Source organism: Oceanobacillus piezotolerans (genome assembly GCF_003665065.1).
Lineage (GTDB): Bacteria > Bacillota > Bacilli > Bacillales > Amphibacillaceae > Oceanobacillus > Oceanobacillus piezotolerans.
Genome location: NZ_RCHR01000004.1, coordinates 19,240 through 43,408 on the forward strand (window position 1 = coordinate 19,240; position 24,169 = coordinate 43,408).

Annotated in this window: 18 protein-coding genes and 1 riboswitch; of the genes, 1 reads left to right on the forward strand and 17 read right to left on the reverse strand. The window is 39.1% G+C overall.

The annotated features are described in order from the left end of the window. Nucleotides 1-21: 21 nt before the first annotated feature. The 16 genes from D8M04_RS11765 to D8M04_RS11840 all read right to left on the reverse strand — a co-directional run bounded on the left by D8M04_RS11765 (nt 22) and on the right by D8M04_RS11840 (nt 18,963). On the reverse strand, nt 22-828 hold the full coding sequence (locus D8M04_RS11765; RefSeq protein ID WP_121523218.1) for a DUF817 domain-containing protein: 807 nt from the start codon (nt 826-828) through the stop codon (nt 22-24). 9 nt (nt 829-837) lie between these two features. Next, nucleotides 838-1,062: a helix-turn-helix domain-containing protein gene (locus tag D8M04_RS11770; protein ID WP_121523220.1), complete on the reverse strand. Its 225-nt coding sequence runs from the start codon at nt 1,060-1,062 to the stop codon at nt 838-840. Nucleotides 1,063-1,072: 10 nt separating this feature from the next. Then, nucleotides 1,073-1,549 (reverse strand): DUF2975 domain-containing protein, encoded by a 477-nt coding sequence (locus tag D8M04_RS11775; protein WP_121523222.1) that lies wholly within the window; start codon nt 1,547-1,549, stop codon nt 1,073-1,075. A gap of 217 nt (nt 1,550-1,766) precedes the next feature. Beyond that, nucleotides 1,767-2,327 carry a DUF4256 domain-containing protein gene (locus tag D8M04_RS11780; RefSeq protein WP_121523224.1) on the reverse strand — a complete coding sequence of 187 codons (561 nt, stop codon included), beginning with the start codon at nt 2,325-2,327 and terminating at the stop codon, nt 1,767-1,769. A 169-nt stretch (nt 2,328-2,496) separates the two neighbouring features. Beyond that, nucleotides 2,497-3,873, reverse strand: coding sequence for a HAMP domain-containing sensor histidine kinase (locus D8M04_RS11785; protein WP_121523226.1), 1,377 nt, complete (start codon nt 3,871-3,873; stop codon nt 2,497-2,499). Continuing rightward, nucleotides 3,870-4,538: a response regulator transcription factor gene (locus D8M04_RS11790; protein ID WP_121523228.1), complete on the reverse strand. Its 669-nt coding sequence runs from the start codon at nt 4,536-4,538 to the stop codon at nt 3,870-3,872. The genes D8M04_RS11785 and D8M04_RS11790 overlap by 4 nt, the downstream gene beginning before the upstream one ends. A gap of 141 nt (nt 4,539-4,679) precedes the next feature. Beyond that, on the reverse strand, nt 4,680-5,234 hold the full coding sequence (gene ssuE / locus D8M04_RS11795) for an NADPH-dependent FMN reductase (protein WP_121523230.1): 555 nt from the start codon (nt 5,232-5,234) through the stop codon (nt 4,680-4,682). Nucleotides 5,235-5,526: 292 nt separating this feature from the next. Further along, on the reverse strand, nt 5,527-7,017 hold the full coding sequence (locus D8M04_RS11800) for a sodium:solute symporter family protein (protein ID WP_121523232.1): 1,491 nt from the start codon (nt 7,015-7,017) through the stop codon (nt 5,527-5,529). A gap of 255 nt (nt 7,018-7,272) precedes the next feature. Next, on the reverse strand, nt 7,273-8,646 hold the full coding sequence (locus D8M04_RS11805) for an LLM class flavin-dependent oxidoreductase (RefSeq protein ID WP_121523234.1): 1,374 nt from the start codon (nt 8,644-8,646) through the stop codon (nt 7,273-7,275). A 17-nt stretch (nt 8,647-8,663) separates the two neighbouring features. Beyond that, on the reverse strand, nt 8,664-9,326 hold the full coding sequence (locus D8M04_RS11810; protein WP_121523236.1) for a carboxymuconolactone decarboxylase family protein: 663 nt from the start codon (nt 9,324-9,326) through the stop codon (nt 8,664-8,666). A 153-nt stretch (nt 9,327-9,479) separates the two neighbouring features. Continuing rightward, nucleotides 9,480-9,585, reverse strand: a riboswitch (SAM riboswitch). 191 nt (nt 9,586-9,776) lie between these two features. Then, nucleotides 9,777-10,727, reverse strand: a complete 951-nt coding sequence (locus D8M04_RS11815) for a cation diffusion facilitator family transporter (protein ID WP_121523238.1) — start codon at nt 10,725-10,727, stop codon at nt 9,777-9,779. A gap of 277 nt (nt 10,728-11,004) precedes the next feature. Continuing rightward, complete coding sequence (locus D8M04_RS11820; protein WP_222928587.1) at nt 11,005-11,745, reverse strand: 5-formyltetrahydrofolate cyclo-ligase; 741 nt, start codon at nt 11,743-11,745, stop codon at nt 11,005-11,007. A 148-nt stretch (nt 11,746-11,893) separates the two neighbouring features. Continuing rightward, nucleotides 11,894-13,321: a sodium:solute symporter family transporter gene (locus D8M04_RS11825; RefSeq protein ID WP_121523242.1), complete on the reverse strand. Its 1,428-nt coding sequence runs from the start codon at nt 13,319-13,321 to the stop codon at nt 11,894-11,896. Between the two features lie 467 nt (nt 13,322-13,788). Then, nucleotides 13,789-15,081: a cytosine permease gene (locus D8M04_RS11830; protein ID WP_121523244.1), complete on the reverse strand. Its 1,293-nt coding sequence runs from the start codon at nt 15,079-15,081 to the stop codon at nt 13,789-13,791. Nucleotides 15,082-15,190: 109 nt separating this feature from the next. Next, the gene (locus tag D8M04_RS11835; RefSeq protein WP_121523245.1) at nt 15,191-16,921 is read right to left on the reverse strand and encodes a hydantoinase B/oxoprolinase family protein; all 1,731 of its coding nucleotides are present in this window, start codon (nt 16,919-16,921) and stop codon (nt 15,191-15,193) included. Then, on the reverse strand, nt 16,921-18,963 hold the full coding sequence (locus D8M04_RS11840; RefSeq protein WP_121523246.1) for a hydantoinase/oxoprolinase family protein: 2,043 nt from the start codon (nt 18,961-18,963) through the stop codon (nt 16,921-16,923). Before D8M04_RS11840 ends, D8M04_RS11835 begins: the two co-directional genes overlap by 1 nt. A 250-nt stretch (nt 18,964-19,213) precedes the next feature. Between D8M04_RS11840 and dacB the strand changes: the two genes are divergently transcribed. Beyond that, the gene (gene dacB, locus D8M04_RS11845) at nt 19,214-20,725 is read left to right on the forward strand and encodes a D-alanyl-D-alanine carboxypeptidase/D-alanyl-D-alanine endopeptidase (RefSeq protein WP_121523247.1); all 1,512 of its coding nucleotides are present in this window, start codon (nt 19,214-19,216) and stop codon (nt 20,723-20,725) included. 42 nt (nt 20,726-20,767) lie between these two features. On the opposite strand, the gene D8M04_RS11850 is transcribed toward dacB, so the two are convergent. Then, nucleotides 20,768-24,163, reverse strand: coding sequence for a phosphodiester glycosidase family protein (locus D8M04_RS11850; RefSeq protein ID WP_121523248.1), 3,396 nt, complete (start codon nt 24,161-24,163; stop codon nt 20,768-20,770). Nucleotides 24,164-24,169 lie beyond the last annotated feature (6 nt).

Here is a 24,169-nt window from a genome sequence, read left to right on the forward strand (position 1 = left end):
CTGATTGTTGTAATCAGTCTCTTAGTTTGTTAATTTCTTTTTTAGGATTTTTCCTTTAGTTTGCTTTAGCGTCGCAACAATAAGAAAACTAACAATTACTAGTAAAAGCCATGAACTCACTTTTCCGAAATGAACAAGACTCCAAGCATCGGTTTGATTTGGATATTCCCAAGCTCCAAAGAACGTTGCAATGTTTTCGGCTATCCATATAAAAAAACCAATAAGTACAAATGAAAGAGCAATCGGCATACGGTAATGAGTATCATTTATTCGGAATAGGACCCATGAGTTCCAAAAAACGATAATGACAAGTCCAGATAACCACCAGCGAACATCAATCCAATAATGATGGGTAAAGAAGTTTAAGTAGATTGCAGCAGCAAGAGGTACCACCACCAAAAATGGCGGCCACCTGACTAGTTCAACCTTTAGCCTTCGCCAGGCCTGGCATAAATAACTTGCTACACTTGCATACATGAACCCGCTATACAAAGGAACTCCAAATACCTTGAAGTAGCCTTCCTCTGGATAAGACCATGAGCCCATATTCACCTTAAAAACTTCAAGAGCAAGTCCTATAAGATGGAATAATGTGATAACCTTGAGTTCATCCCGTGTTTCAAGTCCAGATTTCACCATACCCCACTGCATTATTAGGCAGATGATGAGCAGCCAGTCATAACGCGGCAGGAAGGGAAGTGGCACGAGTTGCGTTAAAGCTAGTGAAGCAAAAATCACAACCGGGAATAAACAGGACAGAGCTTGTTCCCAGCCAAATCGAACCAATTGAAAGACTGGACTGCCCTTCGTCCTCTTATTAACCTTCATTATTTTAGTTCACTTAATTTCGCCATCTTCTTCATTCCGGTATTCTAATATATCCCCAGGTTGGCAATCTAAAGCCTTGCAAATGGCATCTAGAGTAGATAATCGAATTGCTTTCGCCTTTCCGTTTTTCAGTATAGAGAGATTAGCCATTGTGATTCCAACTCTCTCCGAAAGTTCTGTTACGCTCATTTTCCTTTTAGCCAACATTACGTCAATATTAATTATAATCGCCATTTTAATCACCTCAGACCGTTAAATCATTCTCAGATTTTATATCAATTGCTTCTTGCAAGAGTCTTTGTAGGACAGCAGCAAATACTGCGATGACCATGGAAGCAAAAATAGGAACCATTCCAATTATGATAAGTCCCGGAGCATCATCTTGCTCTGCTACTAGATAAATAAATGGCAGAATGACCACATATAAAGTACTAACTGCTATTGCACAGAATTTAATTTTCTTTAAAGCATTCACAGAAATTTGTGAGAAAGCCTGCGCTCTGTCGATATAACTTAAAAGCCTAAATGCCTGATACAATGCAATGTAAAACGGAATTGCTGATAGAAACATCCCTATTACGATTGGATATAGTAAATGGGCAAAATCCGGATTTGCTGGATTTCTAACTAACCAGTATAACCCAATTATACATACAGCAAGAACTGGAATTCCGATAATAAAAACAGCAATTTTTAAAAACAATGTTGTTCCTTGTTTCATAATAAAGCACCTCACTTATTTATTTTCATTTTTGACTATATCATGATATTTATCGTTTTACAATAAAAAAATATTGAATACTATTATTTTTTTATTGAATAAATCACATAAAAAGATAAAAAGCATTTCTCAGACTGAGAAATGCTTGATCATTTACACTTATTTAGCTTCTGACTTATTCCTTTAATTTACCATCCGCGGGTGGCTATAGAAAGTTTTAAACTCTTAGTGATCCACGGAATCCTCTGGCAGCATAATAGGAGTCCGCGCCATTGTGATATACGAAGACATGACCAAAGCGAAAGTCGCAAAATAGCGCTCCACCACGTTCTCTTATATCAGATGGAGTTTGGATCCAGCTTGATGTTTTCATATCGAAATTTCCAAGCGTCTGTAATGCCCGGTACTGCTCTTCTGTTAAAAGCTCAATGCCCATCTCTTCTACCATATCCATGGCACTATTTTGGGGTTTATGCTTTTTCCTGGACTCCAGTGCCGCCCGATCATAACAAACACTTCTTCGACCTTTAGGGCTTTCTGGTGAACAATCACAAAATATGTATTCGTCTTTTTCATTATCATATCCGACAACATCAGGCTCGCCTTCTGTTTCTTCCATCCTATATATCGACCACAGTTTTTCTTTATTTGTTTCCAATTTCGCTTTAATTTTATCCCATTCAAAGCCTTTATGACGGTTCATATTTTTTTCAAAACGGGCTTTCATTGTATTAAGTAATTCTTCTTGTTGTTCGAGTGTCAATTCCCTTTTCTCCATGTCAGTTGCCTCCTACTTACTCAAAATAGCTTAAATTTAAATTATAATAACCCTTTTCACCAGGTTACAGATTTTCTATTACTTAGTTTATACTATAACTGCACAAAAACCAAAAAGACAAAACTTCATATTAAAAAGCTCGCATATTCGCTTTGACCTTCTAGACAATTCATTTTCTTTGCTTCGTCCATTGATTTGAATCTTTATTCCGAATAGCCACCGCTGTACCCTTTTCACCTGTTTCTATATCCAATTTCAATTTCATCTCTTTGACCATTAATTTTGCTATGGAAAGTCCAATTCCTACACCTTTTTGGGACGATTCCGCTTTTATTCCTGGTCCCTTATCTACTATGATAATCTCCTGGGAACTAACAGATAGGGCTATATATTTCCCCTCTTTTGCATGACGCAGTACATTTTGGAAGACATTATCCAATATTCGATTCATCCATTGAGGGTCCACTGTCCAAGAGATTGATTCTTCTGGAATATTAAGTTTGATTTCAAATTGGTTGTTCTCAAACACAGGATACCACGCAGCAAAAGAGCTTTTAACCAGTCGGGCCATATCTACTTTTTCTGGGGCATACCGATATCTGCCTGATGAAAGAAGTGTGTAAGAAAGGAGATTGTCGATAAGCTTGTCAACATAGCTGATTTTGTCGTCGATAACATCTAGTGATTGCTTACCTTCTTCACTTATATGTTCCTGTTTTAAACGGAAGGCATGTCCACGAATGGTGGTAAGTGGTGTTCTTAAATCATGAGACATGTTCGCAATGAGTTCTCTTCGTAATTTCTCCTCTTCCAATTCTCTAGCTTTAGCAGCTTCTAACTCGTTGATCATCCGGTTAAATGAATTCTCTAACTGTCCAATTTCGTCCATTTTTTTTACGTTTATTACTTTAGGTATTCCGTCCTTCTCTGACACTTCCATAGCGGCTTGCAATCGTACCAGCCTTTTAATGATTCTATTGAAAAAGAGAACGGAAACAAGCACAAATAAAATTAATAGAACAAGAATCGCAATTGGGATGACTAAACTGTAGCGGCGCTGTCTTTCATCACTAGGGCTGACCATCTCAGACCGAGGAGTTTGTAATACCATAAACCCTTGTTTACTGTCTCCTCCAATATTGGCAACAACTGTGAAAGGATCTGCTTTGTCCCCACGATTGCCTTGGACAAATGCTACCGCATCCGATACTGTCCATGCTTCAGGAACAGCTATTGTTTTTGGAAATGTATCTCTCGTTTTCCCATTCTCATCGACCCAATACATGGTTGTCCCTTCGTATTTACTGTATAGTTCAGCCAATGTATGCTGGATTTGCTGATCATCCGCATCGTTTAAGTTAGTTGCGGTTTCCCGCCACATCTCTTCTAATTCTGTTCCATTATAATACTGAATGGATGGATCCTCGTAGCTAGTAATAAGATAATACAGCGCTGATAAACCAGGGATCGCTATAGGGATAATTAGAATAGCTAAGAAAATAATCAATAGATACTGCTTTAATAACGAGGTTTTTAATTTATTCATTGCTTCACCCTGTAACCCAACCCACGGATAGTTTCAATAATCATTGGGCTGCCAGGTTTCTGTTCTAGTTTTTCACGCAAATACCGAATATGAACCATCAGCGTTTTATCCCCATTGATATACGGCTCCCCCCATACCGCCTCATAAATTTGTTCTTTCGTTAGTATCTGATTTGGATGTCTTAACAGGTACATGAAGATTTGGTGTTGTTTTCCCGTTAATACAATTTCATCACCTGTATTAGTTATTATTCTATTTTCGTTTAAATTAATTACCAAATGTCCCAGCCGAATTTCTTCTGATGGATGGTTGTTGCTTCTTCTCAGCAGCACTTCTACTCGAGCAGCAAGCTCATCTGGATGAAACGGCTTTATTAAATAATCATCTGCAAATTGTAGTCCCTGCAGCTTGTCTTCTACCGTTGTACGCGCTGATAACATAAGAACTGGAACATCTGGACGTTCTTTTTTCAATCTTTGCCCTACTGAAAAGCCATCCAATCCTGGAAGCATCACATCGAGAATTACGAGACTTGAATCTTGTAAGTGATTTAGCGCCTCATCTCCTGACGTTAGCCATGTAACTGAATAACCACGCCGTTGTAAGTCTTCTTTTACTAATCTGCCTATTTCTCTATCGTCTTCTATGTGTAAGATTTTTCTCAAAGTTATCACCCATTTTAATGATAAGGAAAGAATGGTCAAAAAGGAAGAGTGAATTTTCCTTAGAATCTTAGGCTGAGGGAAATGTCTCCATTGCCTAATACTGATAAGTTTCACTCATTCCTTATGTAAATAAAAAAAGATCTACCATGGCAGACCTTCTATCAAATATGCTTCTCTCTTTATTTTATCTAGTAAATAATCTAACTGTTTTTCTGTTCTCTCTAGCAGTTCTTTATCGATAATCGGATTTTCCTTTGTTTTATCCAATTGACTATCCTGGAAATACAGTCCTTTGATCGGCTGTCCTTTCAATGTGGCTAACAGTGGCTTCAGTGTATACTCTATCGCTAAAAGATGAGAGGCACTGCCGCCCGTCATCAACGGCAGAACAGGGGTATCCTGTAAAATGTCCTGCGGGAGGAGATCAATCAGTGCCTTCAATACCCCTGTATACGACGATTTATAAACTGGCGAACCGATTATAACCCCTTTTGCCTGGTCTAATTCACTTGTAATTTGCTGGATCTCTTTACTTTTATAATTCCCAAATAATAAGTCGTTTGAATTTACATCTTTGACTGAAATATGTACGATCGAATACCCCTTTTGTTCCACTTGTTTGCCTAAATAGTGGAGAACCCGCTCCAATCCAGACAACGATTGAGGACTGCCTGACACAATGGCAATATCAGCCATTTCGATTCCTCCCTTCTGTCATTACTTTTTGTCAAAATACCATTTCCAAAGCGAAAAACCAACAATGGCATATATTACGATAAGCCCGTACAAAAAGATAGAAAGCATCTCATTTACAAACATTTTCATTCCTCCCTTTAGACGCATGTTCAAAAAAAGATAAAAAGGAACGAGCTTTTACAGGATGTAGTGATTTCCTCGTTTGGTTAAACATTGCAAAATTTAGTGAAAGTTGAGACCCAGGAACGACCTATCCTTTTTACCAGTCTTTTTAAATATTTCTTTTTAGACTTTATTCAGCTTTGGCTAACTCGACTTCTTGATTCTTATCCTTAATCAACAGTGCTAGGATAATCATGGCAAGAATTCCAATGAACGTTGCTACTGCACCAGCTGTCATGGTACTTGGGATAATTCCGCCAAAGTATAAAATTAAATAGGAAACTAAACCAATGACCATTGATCCTTCCGCTGCTCTAGGAGATGCTTTACGTTTCCCGTAAACCGCATAAAGAATCGGTCCTAATGTTCCAGCTGCAACACCTGAAATGCCAATCCACATCACATCGCCCATATATTTTGGCGGATGGAGAACAAGAAGAAAAGCAATTAAACCCACAATTGGTACGGTAACTCTGCTAATCTGCAACGCAATTTTCTCTGCTTTTTCCTCTTCCACTTGAACATATCCACGCTTCACTAGGAATTTTAGAAAAATATCATTGGCAAACACCGTAGAGATGGATACAAACAGACCATCTGTTGTAGACATCGCTGCTGCAAGTATTACTACACCAAAGAGCGCAACAATAATAGCTGGAAATCCCCAGACCAAATACTCCATTAAAGCTAAATCCGTCACATTTACAGCTGATCCAAGTGCCACTCTACTATAAAACCCACCAAACAAGACAAGTACACATAATGAAGCAGTTATAATATAAGTAAGGATCATTTTCCCTAAGTCTTTTTCATTTTTTAAACCTAATACTTTATTAAATAAGTGTGGTGCAGATGCAAATGCCCACTGAATCGTAATCGCACCAATCACAGCGCCAATTGAATAAAAATGGGCAGAATCCGGGTTAAACACTTTTACTAGATTCCCATCCTGTGCGGCCATATTATCTACAATCCCAGTAAAAGTTGCAGTAATCCCGTTATTCCAAAAGATAACAATTCCAGAAACGAACACGAAGATACCTGCAATCGCCATTAGAACCACTTGAACGGCATCGGTATAAATATCAGCTAATGCCCCACCACCAAAGACGTACAACACAACAACGGCAGTAATGAGGATCAGACCAACTGTGTAATCCATTCCTAGTAAATATTCAAAAATCCTTGCGCCCGCTACAAACTGAGCCGCAATGTAAAAAATATTAAACAGTAATATCAACCCTGTACCCACTCGCAGAATATCACTATTATAATAGTCACCTAACCAATCCGGTAAGGAAAGTGATTTTTGTTCTTTATTTAATTTCCTTATTTTTTTGGCAACCATCAGCACCCCAATGGCTCCCCCACCAATCATGGCGAGAATGAGCCAAAGATTCGTTAGTCCCCATTCATAGGACCAGCCGGGATACCCAAGAAAAGTCGCTGCGCTTAAATAGGTAGCAGCAAAGGATAGCCCCAACAAAACAGGACCAAGTCCTCCCCCTATCGCAAAGTCACGTACACTTTTCGTTTGCTTTGTCCCTATATATCCAAGTGCCAACATAATAACCAGAAATAAAAGGAATCCAACCCAAGTATATATTTTTACAGTATCCATTTTGTTCCCCTTTCTAAGAAAAGCGTAAGCAACATTACAGGCTAAGAACACGACGTCCTGTCGCAACGCTTGTACTAACGCATCCTGTGCTTCGTAGCGACGTATGGACTGCAGTTACTCTCCCTACCAAAAGAGCTGCCACGTAATGTGGCGATCTTAGTCGTACTTCCCCTAAACCACAGTCGTAAAGAAATACAATAACCATAAAATCACGGTAGTCTCGCTAGTTCCTCGGCGTTGGAGCTAGACATGGGATTATTTCACTAAAGTAGTCACTCTTCTCGCCGGATGATTATCCGGCAAATATGGACCAGTACCAAATAAATTTTCTCGCAATGTTTTTCCTTCGTATTCCGTACGATAAATTCCCCGTTTTTGTAATTCCGGAACTACATAATCGACAAACTCACGAAATGTTTCTAATGAATAGCTCTGGGCAATGTTAAATCCGTCAACATTTCCTTCAACTGTCCACTCTTCAATGCAATCTGCAATTTGCTCCGGAGTTCCGATAAATTTAGCTGTTCCATTACCAAGTCCATGGTTTAGTACCGCTTCACGTAACGTCCATTTCTTATTCGGATCCTTCGTATACATATCTAAGTTCCCTTGAACCGCATCTGTTTCGATATCTTCGATATATTGATCTGGATTATACTTTGAAAAATCAATTCCAGTATGACCGGAAAGCAATGCCGCAGTCCCTTCATAGCTAACATGATTCTTTAAGTCCTCATATTTCGCATATGCTTCTTCTTCCGTTGAACCAATAATCGGAAGAATCATTGGGAAGATACGAATATTATCTTCATTTCTGCCTTGAGCAACGGTTCGATTACGAAGATCAGCAGAGTAACTTTTCAAAGCTTCTAATGAATGGCCTTTCGTGAAAACTGCTTCCGCATGTTTCGCCGCAAAGTCTCGTCCCCTAGGTGAAGCTCCAGCTTGGAATAATACCGGTGTCCGCTGTGGCGATGGTTCGGTTAAGTGAATTCCCGGCACATTGAAAAATTCTCCATGATGGTTGATGGCATGTACTTTCTTAGGATCGGCAAACACATCATTTTCTCGATCATAAACAACCGCATCATCTTCCCAACTATGCTCCCAAAGTTTATAAACAACTTCTAAGAATTCATCTGCACGATCATAGCGCTGATTTTTTGGAATACGTCCAGATAATCCTAGGTTTATAGCTTCACTTTCTAAATAAGAAGTCACCACATTCCACGCTAAACGCCCTTCTGTTAAATGATCTAACGTAGACAATTGGCGTGCCAATGCATATGGCTGTGCATATGTAGCAGAAACGGTTGGTGCAAAACCAATATGTTCTGTCGCTTGTGCCATTGCGGAAATAATTAGTAATGGATCATGTGCAGGCAATTGCACCGCATGACGTACTGCCGCATCATGACTGTTACCATATACGGAATACGTTCCAAGCACATCCGCAATAAACACGGCGTCAAATTTTCCCTTTTCCAGTACCTTTGCTGTTTCCGTCCAAAAGTCTATTGTATTATGTTTTGTTCCCTGATCCTTTTCATGCTTCCACAATCCTGTGGAATGGGGGGAAGGTGAATTTTGTACAAAACCATTTAAATGAATTTGTTTCTTTTTACTCATTGTTCAAACTCCTTTTCTTATTTGTCATCGTAAGCATTTAGCGCATTTACACTGTGTGCAATTGCCGAACCGGCTTTAAGAGCAACTGCAACAAAAATTGCTTCCGAAATTTCTTCTAAGGATGCTCCAGCCTTCTTCGCATTTTTCGTATGTAAATCAATACAGTAAGCACAACCTGTTGTATGTGCAGAAGCCACTGCAATCAGTTCTTTTTCTTTTACCGATAATTTTCCAGCTTTGATAGCTTTTCCATCAAAGTCAATGAACGCTTTAAACGTATCTTCACTTAATGTATTAAATTCTTTAAGGCGACTGAAATAAGATGCTTTATATAACTCTTCGTCTCCACTGTTATCATAGGCATTGAGTCCATTCACTCCATGTGCTAAAGCAGATCCAGCTTTTAAGGCTGTCGCAACAAAAATTGCCTCTGCTACTTCTTCTTTTGAAGAATCATTTTTCTTAGCGTTTCCTACATGTAAATCAATGCAATATGGACAAGCTGTAATATGTGCTACGGCTACTGCAATTAATTCCTTTAATTTAACGGAAAGTTCACCTTCTGCTAATGCTTGATCATTAAATTTGAAAAAAGTCTCAAATGCTTCTGGTGCATATTCCTTTAATTCAACAATCCTTCCAAAATACTCTTTTTTGTATAAGCTATCCGTTTTTGCCAATCTAAATCTCTCCCTTTCTATTTTTACCCTCACTAAAATTAACTTTTCCCATCGTTTTAATAAGATTTAAATTAAAAAAGACTTCTTGCGTTTGCCTCTCGGTGAGTAAACAAAAAACCTCTTCCTGATGAGGAAGAGGTTTTATATATCCACCCCTCATCGTTCAAGCAAATGCTTGCTGGAATTAGCACCTTATTACATAAGTAATGGTTGCTGCGGGATCCACGGACCAGGTTCCTACCCCGACTCTTGATAAGGAAAAACATATTCAATTAGTAAGATTAATAACATCTTACATAAACCTATTGTATCTGTCAATAACAAATTTTCTGAAGAGGATGTCTTTACTAAAAATACAGATCAAAACTGACTCCATAAGCATTTCTTTTTAACACTTCTCCCTTTTGGTTTTCTTTTCACAACAAAAAAGGGAGTATGCTTCCACTCCCCTTACGATTTCCAATGTTTCTTATCATCATCTTCAATAATAGCTAAAACAACGTCTGCGACTTCTGGCTCACGGAGCAATCGATCCTTTAGTCGGAATTTGATATCATCTGCTTCACCCAAAGTTAAGCCTTTTCGAAGCTCAACAGTCCCTTCTACATGATAAAGACGACCCTCTTGGATAATTCTAATTCTAGTTATATCTACCACAGCTTCATCCGCTAATAATATTCCCGAAATTTTATCTTGTACTTCGACTGGAGCAGAAACTCCAATTAATCCAACCATGTTATCATATCCTACTCGGTATGCTACGAACAGCATTAATAGTCCAATAATGATGGATGCGAACCCATCTGCTGCAAGGATACCAAAAAATTGCGACAGGACAATTCCAATAATAGCTAACACCGCTCCAGATGTAGCGACTAGATCTTCATAGAACACGAGTCTTGTAGCAGGAGCTGCTTTACCTACATTGCGAAATGAATTGCCAATCACACCACCTGATTTATCTGTCCCCGTTTCTATTGCTATTTCCTTCATTGCCTTAAATAGGATAAATCCATCAATGATAAAAGCTGCTAACAAGATAAGTATATTTAACGTAAAATTAGTGGATTCAGCTGGATGCTGTAACAGATGCCAGCCTTCCTTTATGGTTTCATAAGCCATAATGGTGACCACAATAACTGCAATCATACAAAAAATATTGATGACTCGACCAAAACCAAGTGGAAAACGTTTCGAAGGTGGCAGTTCTGCAAGCACACTTCCAAAATATACAAAACCTTGATTTACTGCATCTGCTAAGGAATGCGTAGCAGATGCAAACATAGTTCCGCTTCCACTAATTGCTGCACCAAACCATTTTATTGCCGCTAAGAACGTATTCCCGAGTGCCGCTACTCCTGAAGAAGTATTTCCTTTTTTCAACTTTTCAATTAAACCCATTCTATCACCTCTGTTAACTACATTATTGCCTAATTACCCTATTTCTATGAGAGGAAAACATAATGATTGTCAACTAAAGTTCTAGACTAGTCTAATTCCTACTTAAGGTTAAGAAATAGAGTCTAATATGTAATACACGACATTTGCTTAAGAGGTATAATAGTGCTAGTTTTTTTAAAAAAATGATTAAAGCCGCTAGAGGACTGATGTTTAATTATTTGGATTTGTAAAAAGTTAAAAACCCAACATTTAACTAGTTGGGTTTTCCATACTCGATTTAGCTCTTCACTTTCTCCTCATAAACCTCTTGCAGTGGAGGAATATTATCAAACATTCCATCCTCAAGCTTGTCCCAGATAATTCCTAGTGTCGGCTTTGGATGATTGTTTTCAGTTTTTACGCAGCGAGTTGGGGTTACAATATAATCAACAACCGTATCATACTCCTCTGGATCAATATCCGCATCAACAATTTGACAGTCATGACCAAGCCCAAAAACGATAGAATCAGTAGTAACAATTCCCATTTCCCACAACATTCCCCACTCTAAGTCAAAGTAGCCATGTCCTTTTCCAAAACGAAGACCATTTGGCTTCATCGCAGATGCACCTGTGAAAAGAAGTGGGATATGATCGAACTCTTCTTTTATTTCTTTTAATGAAATCGGTGTTAGGAATAGCTCAATCCCATCTAATGTAGATGCGAATTCTTCCTTTCCTTCAGGCACATCCCCAGGGCGAACGATTTGAAATCCACGATTAATCCCGTACGTCGTCATAATGAGCGTCTTTTTATCTATTAATGTATACTCTCTTAATTTCCTCATGTTGTTATCAGGTGTGATAAATACAACAGATGCATTTTGATAAGCTTCATGCTCACGAACAATATCCGCTCCTAGATCGCTCCCTTCATAATCTGCTATAAATTCTGCAAAATCCCAGTGAAATCGTGTGTCCGGTTTTCCAACTTTTCTAAGTTCCGCCCAAATCTGCTCTCTCGCTTGTTCTGCGTTCATATTCATTCTCCTTTAATCTTGTTGTTTATTTTTAGAATCTGCTATCGTAAACCAAATCTGAAATCCAAAGACAACCAATAGTCCAATAAGTGAAATCCAGATTAGTACATTAAAAAACGCTAAAGAATACATGTAGTTCATCCTTTCCTTAATCTAGATTCTTGATCGTTTCTTTCAATTGATCAAAATTATATCCTGCTTTCGAGAAAATCGCTCCGATAAATACAATAAGAGAGGAGATGACAATGGCCACTAAAAAGCTATATAAATTTTCTCCCATGAAATATAAAGGAATCCCTAATACTAATCCAAAAACTGTACCTGTTGTAGCTAATTTTCCACTAATGTCCCGGTTATACAAGCCAGCGATAACTGGCACTACTGCAGCAGCTGCAACTAAGTCGGCAAAAAGCAGAATTTGTAAAATCGATGGTGCCTGAAACGCTACAAGCATTGCTGCAACAGCGAAAACAATCGTTGAGATTCGTCCTACTTTCACTGCAGCTTTGGCGTCCATATTTGGCACTAAACTTTTCACAACATCTAATGAAGCTGTAGAAGAAAAAGCGGCTAAAGCATCTGAACCTGTTGATGTCGTTGCAAGCACGATTACTAATACAAATAACATTGATCCCCATTCAGGTAATACGTTATGAGCTACAAGTGCAGTTCCGATAGATGTATGTGGTAATTCCATACTCATAGAAATCGCAATCAATCCGAAAACTCCTGCAATAATTGCCATCGGGAATGTCATAACGGATGCATTTATTAAACCTTTTTTCACAACATTGAAATCTTTTGCTGAATAAACACGTTGCCATAGGGCTTGGTTTAACAATTCAGCCGAACAAACAGCAATAATAATCATTAACGCGAATTCCATACCAGAAGCATGGAAAATACTCATTAATTCAGGTGCATTCTCCATTACACCCTCGTATACAACCGTCGTTCCACCTAGATTACGGAATGCAAAGAAGGCAACAACGAATAACAACGGGGTTAACAAGAGTGCTTGAATGCTATTTGTAAAAATCGCGGCACCAAGCCCACCATAAGTTGTATAAATCATTACTGGAACACCGATAATCAATACTCCTGCGTAAATTGGCATTCCACCAAGATATTGAAAGGCGATTCCAGCACCAATTAAGTTAGCGACAAGTAAACAGAATAAATATACAATGATAACGAATAAAACAACGACAAACATCACATTTCCATAACGCGCCTTAACAAATTCCCCAATTGTATTTCCTTCTGGTAGAAGTTGTTTAATTCTGCGAGAAATAGGAATAAAGATGATATATGCAATAGAAAGCGCCAAAGCATAACCTATCATAGCAGTCATACCGTCTAAATAAGCTGATTCAGCAGGTGAAAAAATCAAACCTGTACCAACTGCATAGGCAATGAACGTTGCCGTCATAAAGGCAACGGTTATATTGCGACCGGCGGTGAAATAAGAATCATTATTTTTCATCTGCCTTTTACTAAATAAGTACCCAAGAACAGATATTGCGACCATTAGAAGGACGCTAAATAGAATCATATACAGACCAAATGTGTTCAAAGATGTAAACCTCCAATAGATGTATTTTGAAAAATAAACATTAATTTTATTACAGACCTAATTGTTCGTATTTTAACCAAAAAAAGAACAATATCAGGAACATTTTTTATATTACCAAGTAATTACCGAACAATCAATAGAGGGATAATAAATAATAATATTTAGAATTACTAACCAGATTAAAATGTGAGTAAATTTTTCTAAATCTCATACTTGTCTTAAGATAGTTTTCTTGTATGAATATGATAAAAAAACTCGTATCTAGGGATTTTCCCCATGTTACGAGTTTTCTTAATAATAATCTGTATCCTCAAGAATCAGGTATCAAGTCCATCTTATAGCCTACATATGAAAATTCTTTCTACAGACCCTTTTTCTATTTTTTTACCGACCGCATTTAAGGTCTGTGTTTAACTTTCCTAAATAAAAAGGACAGAGAGTTCATGTCACCTCTCTGTCATTCTGTATTATCCTGTAAAGTGATCCGGCGCTACTTGTGCCTTAATCTTCATCGCAATATAGTAAACAATACCTGTTGCAACGATGGATTGTATGGCTGGGATACCAACTGGCGCAACGTACTGTGTAACATAACCGACTAGCATGCCCGCTACCAATGCAATAGTAGCCATCCAGTTCCACCCTTCATTATCTTGCCAAGTTTGTTTTCGAATGAAAAAGTAATCAACCATCATAACTCCAGCAACGGCAGGATAAATAATAGCTGCCATACTTAATAAATCCATAAAATGATCTAAAATACCAGCTAATGCAATGATAATCGCAACAACAGTACCTGCTGTGGTAAGCAATGCTCTTGTTTTATTTGAATTCATATTGAACATATTCGATAATGCTAGACCCATCGAATATGAATTAACAATTTGGCTCGTCCAAGTTGCAATCCATAATATCAAGAATCCCCAAAAAGGAAAACCTAAATTAATCATGACATTGACAATATCTGCATCGCCAACTCCAACGGACATAATGGCACCTACTAAGAATAGAGGAAACCCAACTAACACAACACCTGTAGGGATTAATATATTATCCTTTATGGTAGGCTTCGCGTATCTGGTATAATCGGATGCAGTCACCCATTGAGATACATTGACCCCGATGATAATACTAATCGCTGCAGCTATTGTCATCGTTGGCTCCGGGTTCCAACTAGAAATCATTTCCCAACCAATATTATGCAGTGCATAATAGATACCCGCAAATACGAGTAATAAACCAGCCGGAACAGCGATGTAATCAGTCCACTTCATGGAGTTATAGCCAAAGATAGCTGGCAAAGCAAATAGAACACCAGATATAATCGTTATTAATGCCCACATTCCTCTTTCAGCCGTATAGTCAATACCAAGCATTACTGAAATAGAATTTCCAGCTACAGCTGTTTGAACAGCCCACCAACATAAACAAAGAATAGAAACAGATAAACCAACAATGAATCTTGATTGCAGTGCCCCAAAGCTAGATCTTGCAATCACAGATGAGGAGCGCCCTGTTTTCGCTCCCATGTATCCTTGAATGGTATTTCCAATCCATTGGATAACAAATAATGCAATAATTAAAATAAGTAAAATTTCAGTCATTCCAAAACTAGCTGCCAATGTTGCTCCAACCATTAAAACTGGGATAGAGAATTCCAATCCACCAAAAATAACCGTTGGCGTAATCCAATGCTGTCTATGATTTTCTGGGACAGCTTGAAGTGCCTCATCCTTTACTACGATTTCTTTATTTTCCAAATCACATTCACTTCCTCTTGTATGATTGCATCTCGGTGCACGAATAAAAAATATGGGTTCTATGGGATGTATCAGCGAATCTACCAAGCTATTACATCCTCATTTTTTATTAACCTCTAACATCCATTTCTTTGTATTGGAATGTTACTGGGTTTACACTCACCCCAAATAAATCCCTTGCCTCTTCAGCGGTATAATATTCATTCTTTACATCCATGGCAACTTGCTCGGCAGGTCGTTTTAATGGATCACCGTAACCTCCACCTGTTGCTGTTATCAATTTGATGACATCATTTTTTTGCAGTGGATATCGTGGATAAACACCAAATGGACCATCTACTTCCCCATTTGCTTTCTCCACATAAAACTCATTCGGTGTCCCTTCTTGTCCACCATTAATCCCCCATGGTTTTACCTTATTTCTTCCAAAGGTAACCGTAGCGGTTTGACCATCAGATAATGCGCGATAGGAGCGAATCACACCTTTCCCTCCGATGTATTCCCCTGCACCAGCGCCATCAACACGTAAACTGTATTCGTCTAATAATACCCCATATCTTGTTTCAGCAATTTCAACCGGAACGTTATATGTTTCTCCATCGGTAATACAGAACTGACCACTTGCGCCATCTTGGCCAGGAGCGCCACCCCAACCACCTACAGATGGTTCCACAATCAGGAAGGGTTCTTCTGTATCCTGATGAGTGCCGGATAATGTAACGGCACAGACAGAGGATAAATGACCTGCTGCCAATCGTTCAGGTAGATGTGGTGCCAACGCCTGCCACACCAAGTCTAAACAACCGATTAACGTTTCATAGTAATTCGACATCGGAACCGGCCTTTCTGCTGACATAATCGATTTTTTATCCGCAATCACTTTTAATGGTCGAAAGGCACCATCATTTACATCATTACCTGAATTAATAATTGCAAGATAAATTGTTCTTACCGCAGACACTAGTCCTGTATAGGAACAATTAACAGGGCCTGGTACTTGTGGGCTGCTTCCTCTAAAATCACAAATAAACTCATCGTCCGTTACCGTCACTTTTACTTTAATAGGAAAAGGACCATTCCCTATACCGTCCGTATCGACAATGCTTTCGGCTTTAAAGGTGCCCTTAGGTAATTTTGCAAGTTCCTGCCTAGAGATAATTTCCCCATGGTCTAGCAAGCTAGTAATAGACGAGAGGATAACATCCTTCCCGTATTTCTTACAAATCTCTTTTACTCGTTTCTCTCCTGTTTTTAATGCAGCAATTTGTGCCCACATATCACCGAGAGATTGATCAGGAAAACGGACATTGGCACGAATCATTTCTACCAGTCCTTCATTTATCTCACCTGCATGAAATAACTTAATGCATGGGAACTGAAGCCCTTCTTGAAAGATATCTGTTGAATCATTCGTAAAGGAACCAGGATCCTTCCCCCCAACCTCTGTCCAATGGGCTTTATTAGCTGAGAAGGCAATCAGTTCATCCTCGTAAAAAATCGGCATAACTAGTCCAACATCTGATAAATGCGAGCCGCCACCACCATATGGATCATTAATAATGATGATATCTCCTGGTCTTAGATTGTTTGTTTTACCATATTTCTCTAACGTCTCCTTGACCATAAAAGAAAGCATTCCTGTAAAACCGGCGACTCCGTTTCCCTGCGTTAATAATTGGCCTTTCGCATCGGTTAAGCCACTGGCATAATCCAGCACTTCATAAATAATCGGACTCATGGATGTTTTAGCTAAAGCAATGAACATTTCGTCCCCGATTGCCAGCAAGGAGTCCTTTACAATTTCTAATGTAAAAGGATCTATTCTTACTTTCTCCGTCATTATCTCTCCTCCGTTTCAATAATTAGATTTCCATATTCATCAACGATTAACGTTTGCCCCTTATAAATAACTGTTACTGCTGCCTTTTCTTCAATTATGGCAGGACCTTGAATAACTTCATTGATTGGAAGAAGCTCCCTATCGTATACATCGGTTTTAACCCAACCATTCGGATTCTCATAATAGACATCTCTTGTTTCAATTTTGGCATCCATTAATGTGGTATTACGATAGATTTTCTTCATTTCAGGGCTATTGACTTTCCCAAATCCAGTAACATGCAAATTAACAATTTCTGTTTCTGTCTCTTCAAGGCGGAATGTATAGTTTTTCTCATGCAATTCATGGAATTTCTCTATGATAGCTTGACGGGTCTCTTCATTCCACTTGCCACCTGGAACAGGGACTTTCACCGTATGTTCTTGCCCAACATAACGCATGTCGAGGTAACGGTGGAATTCAATATCCTTCTTATCAAAGCCTTCCTTCCAGAACTGATCAATTGCCTCTTCTTCCATGCTTGTCCATTGGTCCATTAATTCAGTGAGATCTAAGTTTCCAAGTCGTTTGATAAACGTTTTAATATAATCGTGACGTAAATCTGTCATTAACATCCCCCAAGCAGAAAACACGGGGGAAGCAATCGGAATGACTACTTTCTTTATCCCAAGCTCTAGGGCGAGTGCTGGCGCATGCATCGATCCACCACCGCCAAAGGCCACCAGTGTAAAATCTTGCGGATTATGCCCTTTTCGGATAGAGATCAATTTTAATGCATTCAACATATTGGAATTGGCTATACGAATAATTCCAAGAGCTGCTTCTTCAACTTCTAAGTTAAAGTGACTTGCAACTTTTTCTTTCATGACTTGCTTTACTTTATCTAGATTTACTTCATAATCAAAGTTTTTAGCAGATAATCTACCAGTTAATAAATTTGCATCGGTGGTGGTAGGTTCCGTTCCCCCTTGACCATAAGATACAGGACCTGGTACTGCACCTGCTGATTGTGGTCCCACTTTCAATGAGCCTGCTTCGTCTATCCAAGCTATCGAACCACCACCATTACCTATCTCCACAATATCGACAACTGGTGTTTTAATCGGATATCCCGCATTTCGATCAGTTCGTTCAATATAATAATCTGTTGAAACCTTTACTTCCCCATTTTCAATAAGAGAGCATTTTGCCGTAGTTCCACCGATATCAAAAGCAATGACATTTTCTTCTCCAATTACTTTTCCTAATACTGCCGCACCATAGATTCCCGCGACTGGTCCAGATTCCACCATATTAATCGGAACTTTCTTTGCTTCTTCAAAAGTAGTTGTTCCACCATTGGATTGCATAATAAAATTTTTGCTGTCTACAAATTTTTCTAATTCATTATGTAGTTTGTCAATATATTTCGTTGCTGTTGGCTGTACGTATGCATTTAATGCAACCGTATTTGTTCGTTCATATTCACGCCATTCCTTCGTCACTTCATGAGAAGCTGTTACATATACTTCAGGCCATAATTCCTTAATTAGTTGGACTGTTTTTCTTTCATGTGTAGGATTCACATAAGCATGTAAATAAGAAACGGCGATTGCTTCTACTTCTTCACGCTTGAAATAATCGACAATTTCTTTGATTTGTTCCTTATTTAACGGTGTAAGGACCTCCCCCTTATAGTTCAATCGTTCCTCTACTTCTTTTCGTAAATACCGATCAATAAAGGCTTTCGGTTTTTTATAACGGATGTTAAATAAATCTGGACGGTTCCCACGAGCAATTTCTAAAACATCTCTAAATCCCTTTGTTGTAATCAGAGCAGTTTTTGCTCCTTTTTTCTCCGTCAGAGCGTTAATAATAACCGTTGTTCCATGAATGAAAGTCGAAATGGCGCTTTTATCTACTCCACTTTTTCCGATAACATCCAATACACCTTTTTCAAAATTTGGAGGCGTAGTCGGACTTTTCGCGACACCGATTTCTCCGTTGTCATCGACATAAACCAAGTCAGTAAATGTCCCTCCGATATCCGTGGCAATTCTCATTCTTTCTCATCCTTTACAAATATTTATTTGAAAAAATAAAGATTATTTAATTTAGTTAAATATGTTAAATATTAACATAATTGTCGTTTAAAAGAAAGATATAATATTTACAATGTTTAAATAGGAATCCCTTGTTTTAAGCGTCAACTTAATCTATCAAGGTCTTTCGAATCATTTTTCTAGAAAACAGTAAATATTTTCTTATTGTTATGTATAATTAAAACATTAAAAATAAAGGATGTGATTAGTTATGAAGGCAATAAAAGCTAATGTTGCTTTGTTCCTCTTCGTGGTAGTAATGTCTGCCGTAGTCATTTCCACAACAAATGGGGAACAACCACATGCATCCGAGGAAAACGCAAATGCAGAAGAAACAGCCGGCTCTCTTGAGGAGCAAATTAATGCACTTCTTAAAAACGAACGACTTGATGGTGCAGTGACAGGAATCAGTGTTCGAAAAGCAGACACAGGAGAAGAAATATATTCACATGATGGTAATATTCAACTTCATCCTGCTTCCAACATGAAGCTCTTAACTGCTGCTGCAGCACTGGAAACATTAGGGCCAAATTATCAATTTTCTACAGAAGTGCTGACAGATGGGGTGGTAAAAGGTAAAGTATTACAAGGAAACCTTTACCTAAAAGGAAAAGGCGATCCAACTTTATTAAAAGAGGATTTGGACCAACTGGCATCTGCATTAAAAGAGCAGGGAATTTCAAAAATTAAAGGGAATTTAATTGGTGATGATACTTGGTATGATGATGTTCGCCTTTCCCTTGATCTCAATTGGTCGGACGAGCCGTATTATACAGGGGCTCAGGTCTCTGCGCTAACCTTATCACCAAATGAAGACTATGATGCAGGTACAGTCATTGTGGAAGTGACACCAAATAAAAATGGTGACCAAGCTAAAGTAAAACTCACTCCCCACACAGACTACGTGAACATTATAAACAAAACTGAAATGGTACAAGCTGGGCAAAGCAAAAACATATCCATCGAAAGAGAGCATGGCTCCAACAATATCATTATTGAAGGACAAATGCCTGCAGATGGAAGTATATCAAGATCATGGGCATCGGTGTGGGAGCCGACTGGTTATGCACTTGATGTCTTTAAACAATCACTAGAAGAAAATGGCATTTCTTTGATTGGGAATTCAGAAGTGACCTATGGCGCAACTCCAGAGGATGCAACACTCCTTACTTCCAAAGATTCCATGCCATTACATGAGTTGCTCGTACCATTTATGAAGTTAAGCAACAATGGACATGCGGAAGTTTTAGTAAAGGAAATGGGAAGGGTTGTTCATAAAGAAGGCTCCTGGGAAAAGGGGCTAGAAGTGATAGAGGATGTAGCAATTAGCCTAGGTGTGGATGAATCACATATATTGCTTCGTGATGGTTCTGGCATGTCACACAAAAACTATATTCCAGCAAGCGATCTCACGCAATTGCTTTATGCCGTACAGGATAGAGAGTGGTATACACATTTGGAACATTCCTTACCTGTTGCAGGGGCATCTGAACGTTTGGTTGGCGGAACGCTCCGCAATCGCTTGAAAGGTGAACCAACTGAAGGAAATGTTATAGCGAAGACCGGTTCCTTAACGAGCGTATCTACATTATCCGGCTATGTTACTACTCAGGAAGGGGAAAAGTTCATTTTCTCCATTCTAAATAATAACTTCTTAGAGGGCTCGGTCAACGGGATTCAAGACGAAATAGTAACCACATTAGCAGAATATCAATTTGATTAAAAGGAGAAGAAGCAAGCGGCAAACCGCTTGCTTCTTTACTGCCTATTCAATTACGATATCTTTACTAACTTCAACCTTGTTAGAAATAACCGTTATCGCAACTTCCCCCTGTTTAAGGGCCGTTAATTCACGGGTAGCTATATTAAATACAGCAGCATATTTATCTGATTTCTTAGCACGTTCTAATTCTTCACCAGAACCAACAAATACATTGTCGCTTCCTTCCCAAATCACAGAAGCAGGATAGCCTAGCGGGAAGTTTAAATCCCCTGCTTGATGACCTGTTGCAGAAATTAAAACCGTTTCACCAGTAGCCACTACTGCCGGCGCATCCATCGTGATGGATTCTAATATCGGTCTAACCTCCGCTTGAATCCATTCTGCACCTGCTGCTTTAGCTTGAGCTGCAGCTTTTTCTGGACCAAAGGCTTTGTCTGGGATTGGTGTCGGATCGATACCAAACAAGGTCCACGCATAGAAGCCACCATTATTAGGAGAACCATATGGTGCTTTTCCTGCAGAGCCTGTCACCATATACGGCACACCTTCCACCCTTTCTAAGTTGACCGTGTGGGCGTGTCCACTTATATACATGGCACCTTTACCATTGGAATCTTTACGAAATTCCGTTAACCAATCCTCCAGTAATTCCGCTTCCTTACGATCAGAAAGTTGACTATTCTTCGTTGGCAGTGGATCACGTGTTGGATGATGACCTACCACCACAACATTATTAATCGAAGGATCATTTGCTGCCGAATCCAACGACGCTTGTAATTCAATTAACTGATCAAAATCACTTGTACGCAAACTTCCTGTGGACGTATCCAAAAGGATAAACCTTGTTCCTTTGTGGTCAAAGGTATAGCGGTTTTCGCCAAATGCAGCTCTAAAGTTATCTAAAGAGCCACTACCAGCAATTTCATGATTACCAGGCGTGTAATAAATTGGGAAAGCATCTCCAACTTCCTCTTCTAAAACTTGTTTCGCAAGCTCAAAATCTTCTTCCCAAGCCGTATCAACTAAATCTCCATTAATAACTAGAAAATCCGGATTTTCAGCAACTATTTCACGTAATGACTGACGAGCCATTTGGACTTGCTGGCTGTTTGGGGAAAGAGCCACAAATTGTGAATCTGATAATACAGCAAACCTAAAGCGATCATCTCCAATTGTCTCGTTCTGGATTATAATTGGATCTTCTGTTGTTACCTTCTCTTCCCCACTCTCAATAGACGGAGGTACTTTTACCGTTAGATCATCAAAAATAAGCTGACCCTTGTATTGTTCATTTCGATTTGTTTCAACTGGATAAATTCTCCATAACTTCACTGGATACTGGATTCCCTCTGGCAAAGTCGTTTCCACATATCTCCAACCAGTCCAATTCACTTGATTAGCTAGAGTTAATGTATAATTTGTCCCTGAAGCATCCTCTAGTACTGTACGCAACCATGCACCATTGCCATCGCCATGAACCCATAATCCAATCTTCTGCACATCACCCGGAAGTTCAATTCGCGGGGAAGCTTGCAAATACGCTGCTCTAGTAGCTGTTGAAGTTGAAAAATCATAGTTTACTTGTAAACCATTCCCTGTTCTTCCTTCCACCATTTCCATGGAAGCACCAACAGCTGCAGGAAATTTTGTCACGGACCATCCTTTTTCAGTTTCAAAATCAGAGATTTCAACCGTAGAAAGCCCGATTGTAACCGGAAGATTCGTAATCTTATCTTGAACCGTTACATTAATCGTAGTTGCTCCACCGTCCTGTAGAGGTTCTACGATAAAACTTCCATCTGGATTTTCCTCTACGGAAATGACAGATTCATTGTATTCTAACTCGATATCACGCGCTTCTATTGGAGCAGAATAACCATCTTTATCATAACCTGTTACAAAGAAGCTAGTTGACCTTCCCATTTCAAGCCCTATGTAGGACTGGGAGGTTTCGATTCGGTCTAACGCACCTAGCACAGTAATTTCCTTTGTTCCTTTGGCAGATTTAATTTGCGCTTGCGCTACAGCGTATCCAGATTTCTTCGCTGTAAACACACCCTCTTTATCGAATGAACCGACATCTGCCGGTAATGCTTTCCATCTAATCCCGTTAACATCAACAGGGAAGTAATTTTCATCATGCCCTAAGCCAACAAAACTTCTGCTTAATCCAGGAAACACACGAGAGCTATTGTCAGCTTCTATAATCGTTTCAACTGCAAAGTTGGTTAAATCGCCGCTTCCTTCTTCAGCATATACACCGATTCCATTTGGTACATGTCGTTCAGCACCATCTGATGGTTCGTTTACGACTTCTGCGTCCTCATTCCCTGGTTTTCTCGCAACCATCGTAGAAGAACCGCCACCATCAATGTTCAATGCCTGATAAGCACCATATTCCTTCATTAACGAACCTAGTTCCTTATATGTCATTCCACGACTGTTCGTTTGGCGACCATCTACCACAGCCAGAATCATCGTTTTCCCGTCTTCAGAGAAACCTACCGAAGTTCTTGGTGCAGCTGTACTATCATCGATATTCTCAGGGACTTGTCCGTCCTTTACTAAAATTACATTTCCACCGATGGCAAAATCCATTAAACTTTCCCCGTCTACTCTTGGTGCATAAGCTATCCCGACTTTATCACCAACAGCCAGTTCTTTTAATTTATTTGCACCAGATTCCCGTCCTACTAGAATATAAGAATCTTCGGCTATTTCCCCCCTTCCAACTTCATTGGATACAGCGATAACTTCTCCATTATGAACTGTTACTTCATAGACAGAAGCACCAGCATTTGGCCTTTGTGCTTGGCCCCAAACCGAATTATAAAGTCCAATTCCATTTGCTGGAATACTAGATTGATTTAAAGCTTGCAGTTCGTACTTTCCACTTGGAAGTGAAACTGTACCTTCAAGGAAGATATTGGATATCGCACCAATCCCTTCTTGATCTACACCCGCAGTTAATGTATGTGATCCTTGTGGTCCCTTTAATAGCGTACCATTCTTAATCATCGATCCCGATGGAGCTTTTGTATTATTAATATCAAAGAAGTCTCCATTTACTCCTGCTATTGCACCTGACTCTTTTGCCATCTTTGATACTGGCTCTGAATCGGTAATCACTCCTGGATAAAGGAGATCAGTAGAAATGGCTTGATTAGATAAATCAATTGTCATCACTTCCCCATTTAACCAGCCACGTGCATCCAAGCGTTCAAATTGTGTTAATTCAACACCTGGTCCAATTTTCGTCGTGTCTTCATTCGAAACAATGGTCTTCCCAGCTGGACCAACCGTTATAATCGGTTCCGTTCTATCTGAGGATGCAGAACGAACATCTGATATTGGATTTTGCCCGGCGCCTACAGACGGAACAAAAGTTGAAAAGGCAAGTAAAGCAGCTAAAATACTCGTCGTCCATTTTCGATTCATTATTAT

Excerpts from the sequence above, each read along its gene's own strand:
- D8M04_RS11765 (WP_121523218.1), bottom strand. The coding sequence starts at position 828 with ATGAAGGTTAATAAGAGGACGAAGGGCAGTCCAGTCTTTCAATTGGTT.
- D8M04_RS11770 (WP_121523220.1), bottom strand. The coding sequence starts at position 1,062 with ATGGCGATTATAATTAATATTGACGTAATGTTGGCTAAAAGGAAAATG.
- D8M04_RS11775 (WP_121523222.1), bottom strand. The coding sequence starts at position 1,549 with ATGAAACAAGGAACAACATTGTTTTTAAAAATTGCTGTTTTTATTATC.
- D8M04_RS11780 (WP_121523224.1), bottom strand. The coding sequence starts at position 2,327 with ATGGAGAAAAGGGAATTGACACTCGAACAACAAGAAGAATTACTTAAT.
- D8M04_RS11785 (WP_121523226.1), bottom strand. The coding sequence starts at position 3,873 with ATGAATAAATTAAAAACCTCGTTATTAAAGCAGTATCTATTGATTATT.
- ssuE (WP_121523230.1), bottom strand. The coding sequence starts at position 5,234 with ATGGCTGATATTGCCATTGTGTCAGGCAGTCCTCAATCGTTGTCTGGA.
- D8M04_RS11800 (WP_121523232.1), bottom strand. The coding sequence starts at position 7,017 with ATGGATACTGTAAAAATATATACTTGGGTTGGATTCCTTTTATTTCTG.
- D8M04_RS11805 (WP_121523234.1), bottom strand. The coding sequence starts at position 8,646 with ATGAGTAAAAAGAAACAAATTCATTTAAATGGTTTTGTACAAAATTCA.
- D8M04_RS11815 (WP_121523238.1), bottom strand. The coding sequence starts at position 10,727 with ATGGGTTTAATTGAAAAGTTGAAAAAAGGAAATACTTCTTCAGGAGTA.
- D8M04_RS11820 (WP_222928587.1), bottom strand. The coding sequence starts at position 11,745 with ATGAACGCAGAACAAGCGAGAGAGCAGATTTGGGCGGAACTTAGAAAA.
- D8M04_RS11835 (WP_121523245.1), bottom strand. The coding sequence starts at position 16,921 with ATGACGGAGAAAGTAAGAATAGATCCTTTTACATTAGAAATTGTAAAG.
- D8M04_RS11840 (WP_121523246.1), bottom strand. The coding sequence starts at position 18,963 with ATGAGAATTGCCACGGATATCGGAGGGACATTTACTGACTTGGTTTAT.
- dacB (WP_121523247.1), top strand. The coding sequence starts at position 19,214 with ATGAAGGCAATAAAAGCTAATGTTGCTTTGTTCCTCTTCGTGGTAGTA.
- D8M04_RS11850 (WP_121523248.1), bottom strand. The coding sequence starts at position 24,163 with ATGAATCGAAAATGGACGACGAGTATTTTAGCTGCTTTACTTGCCTTT.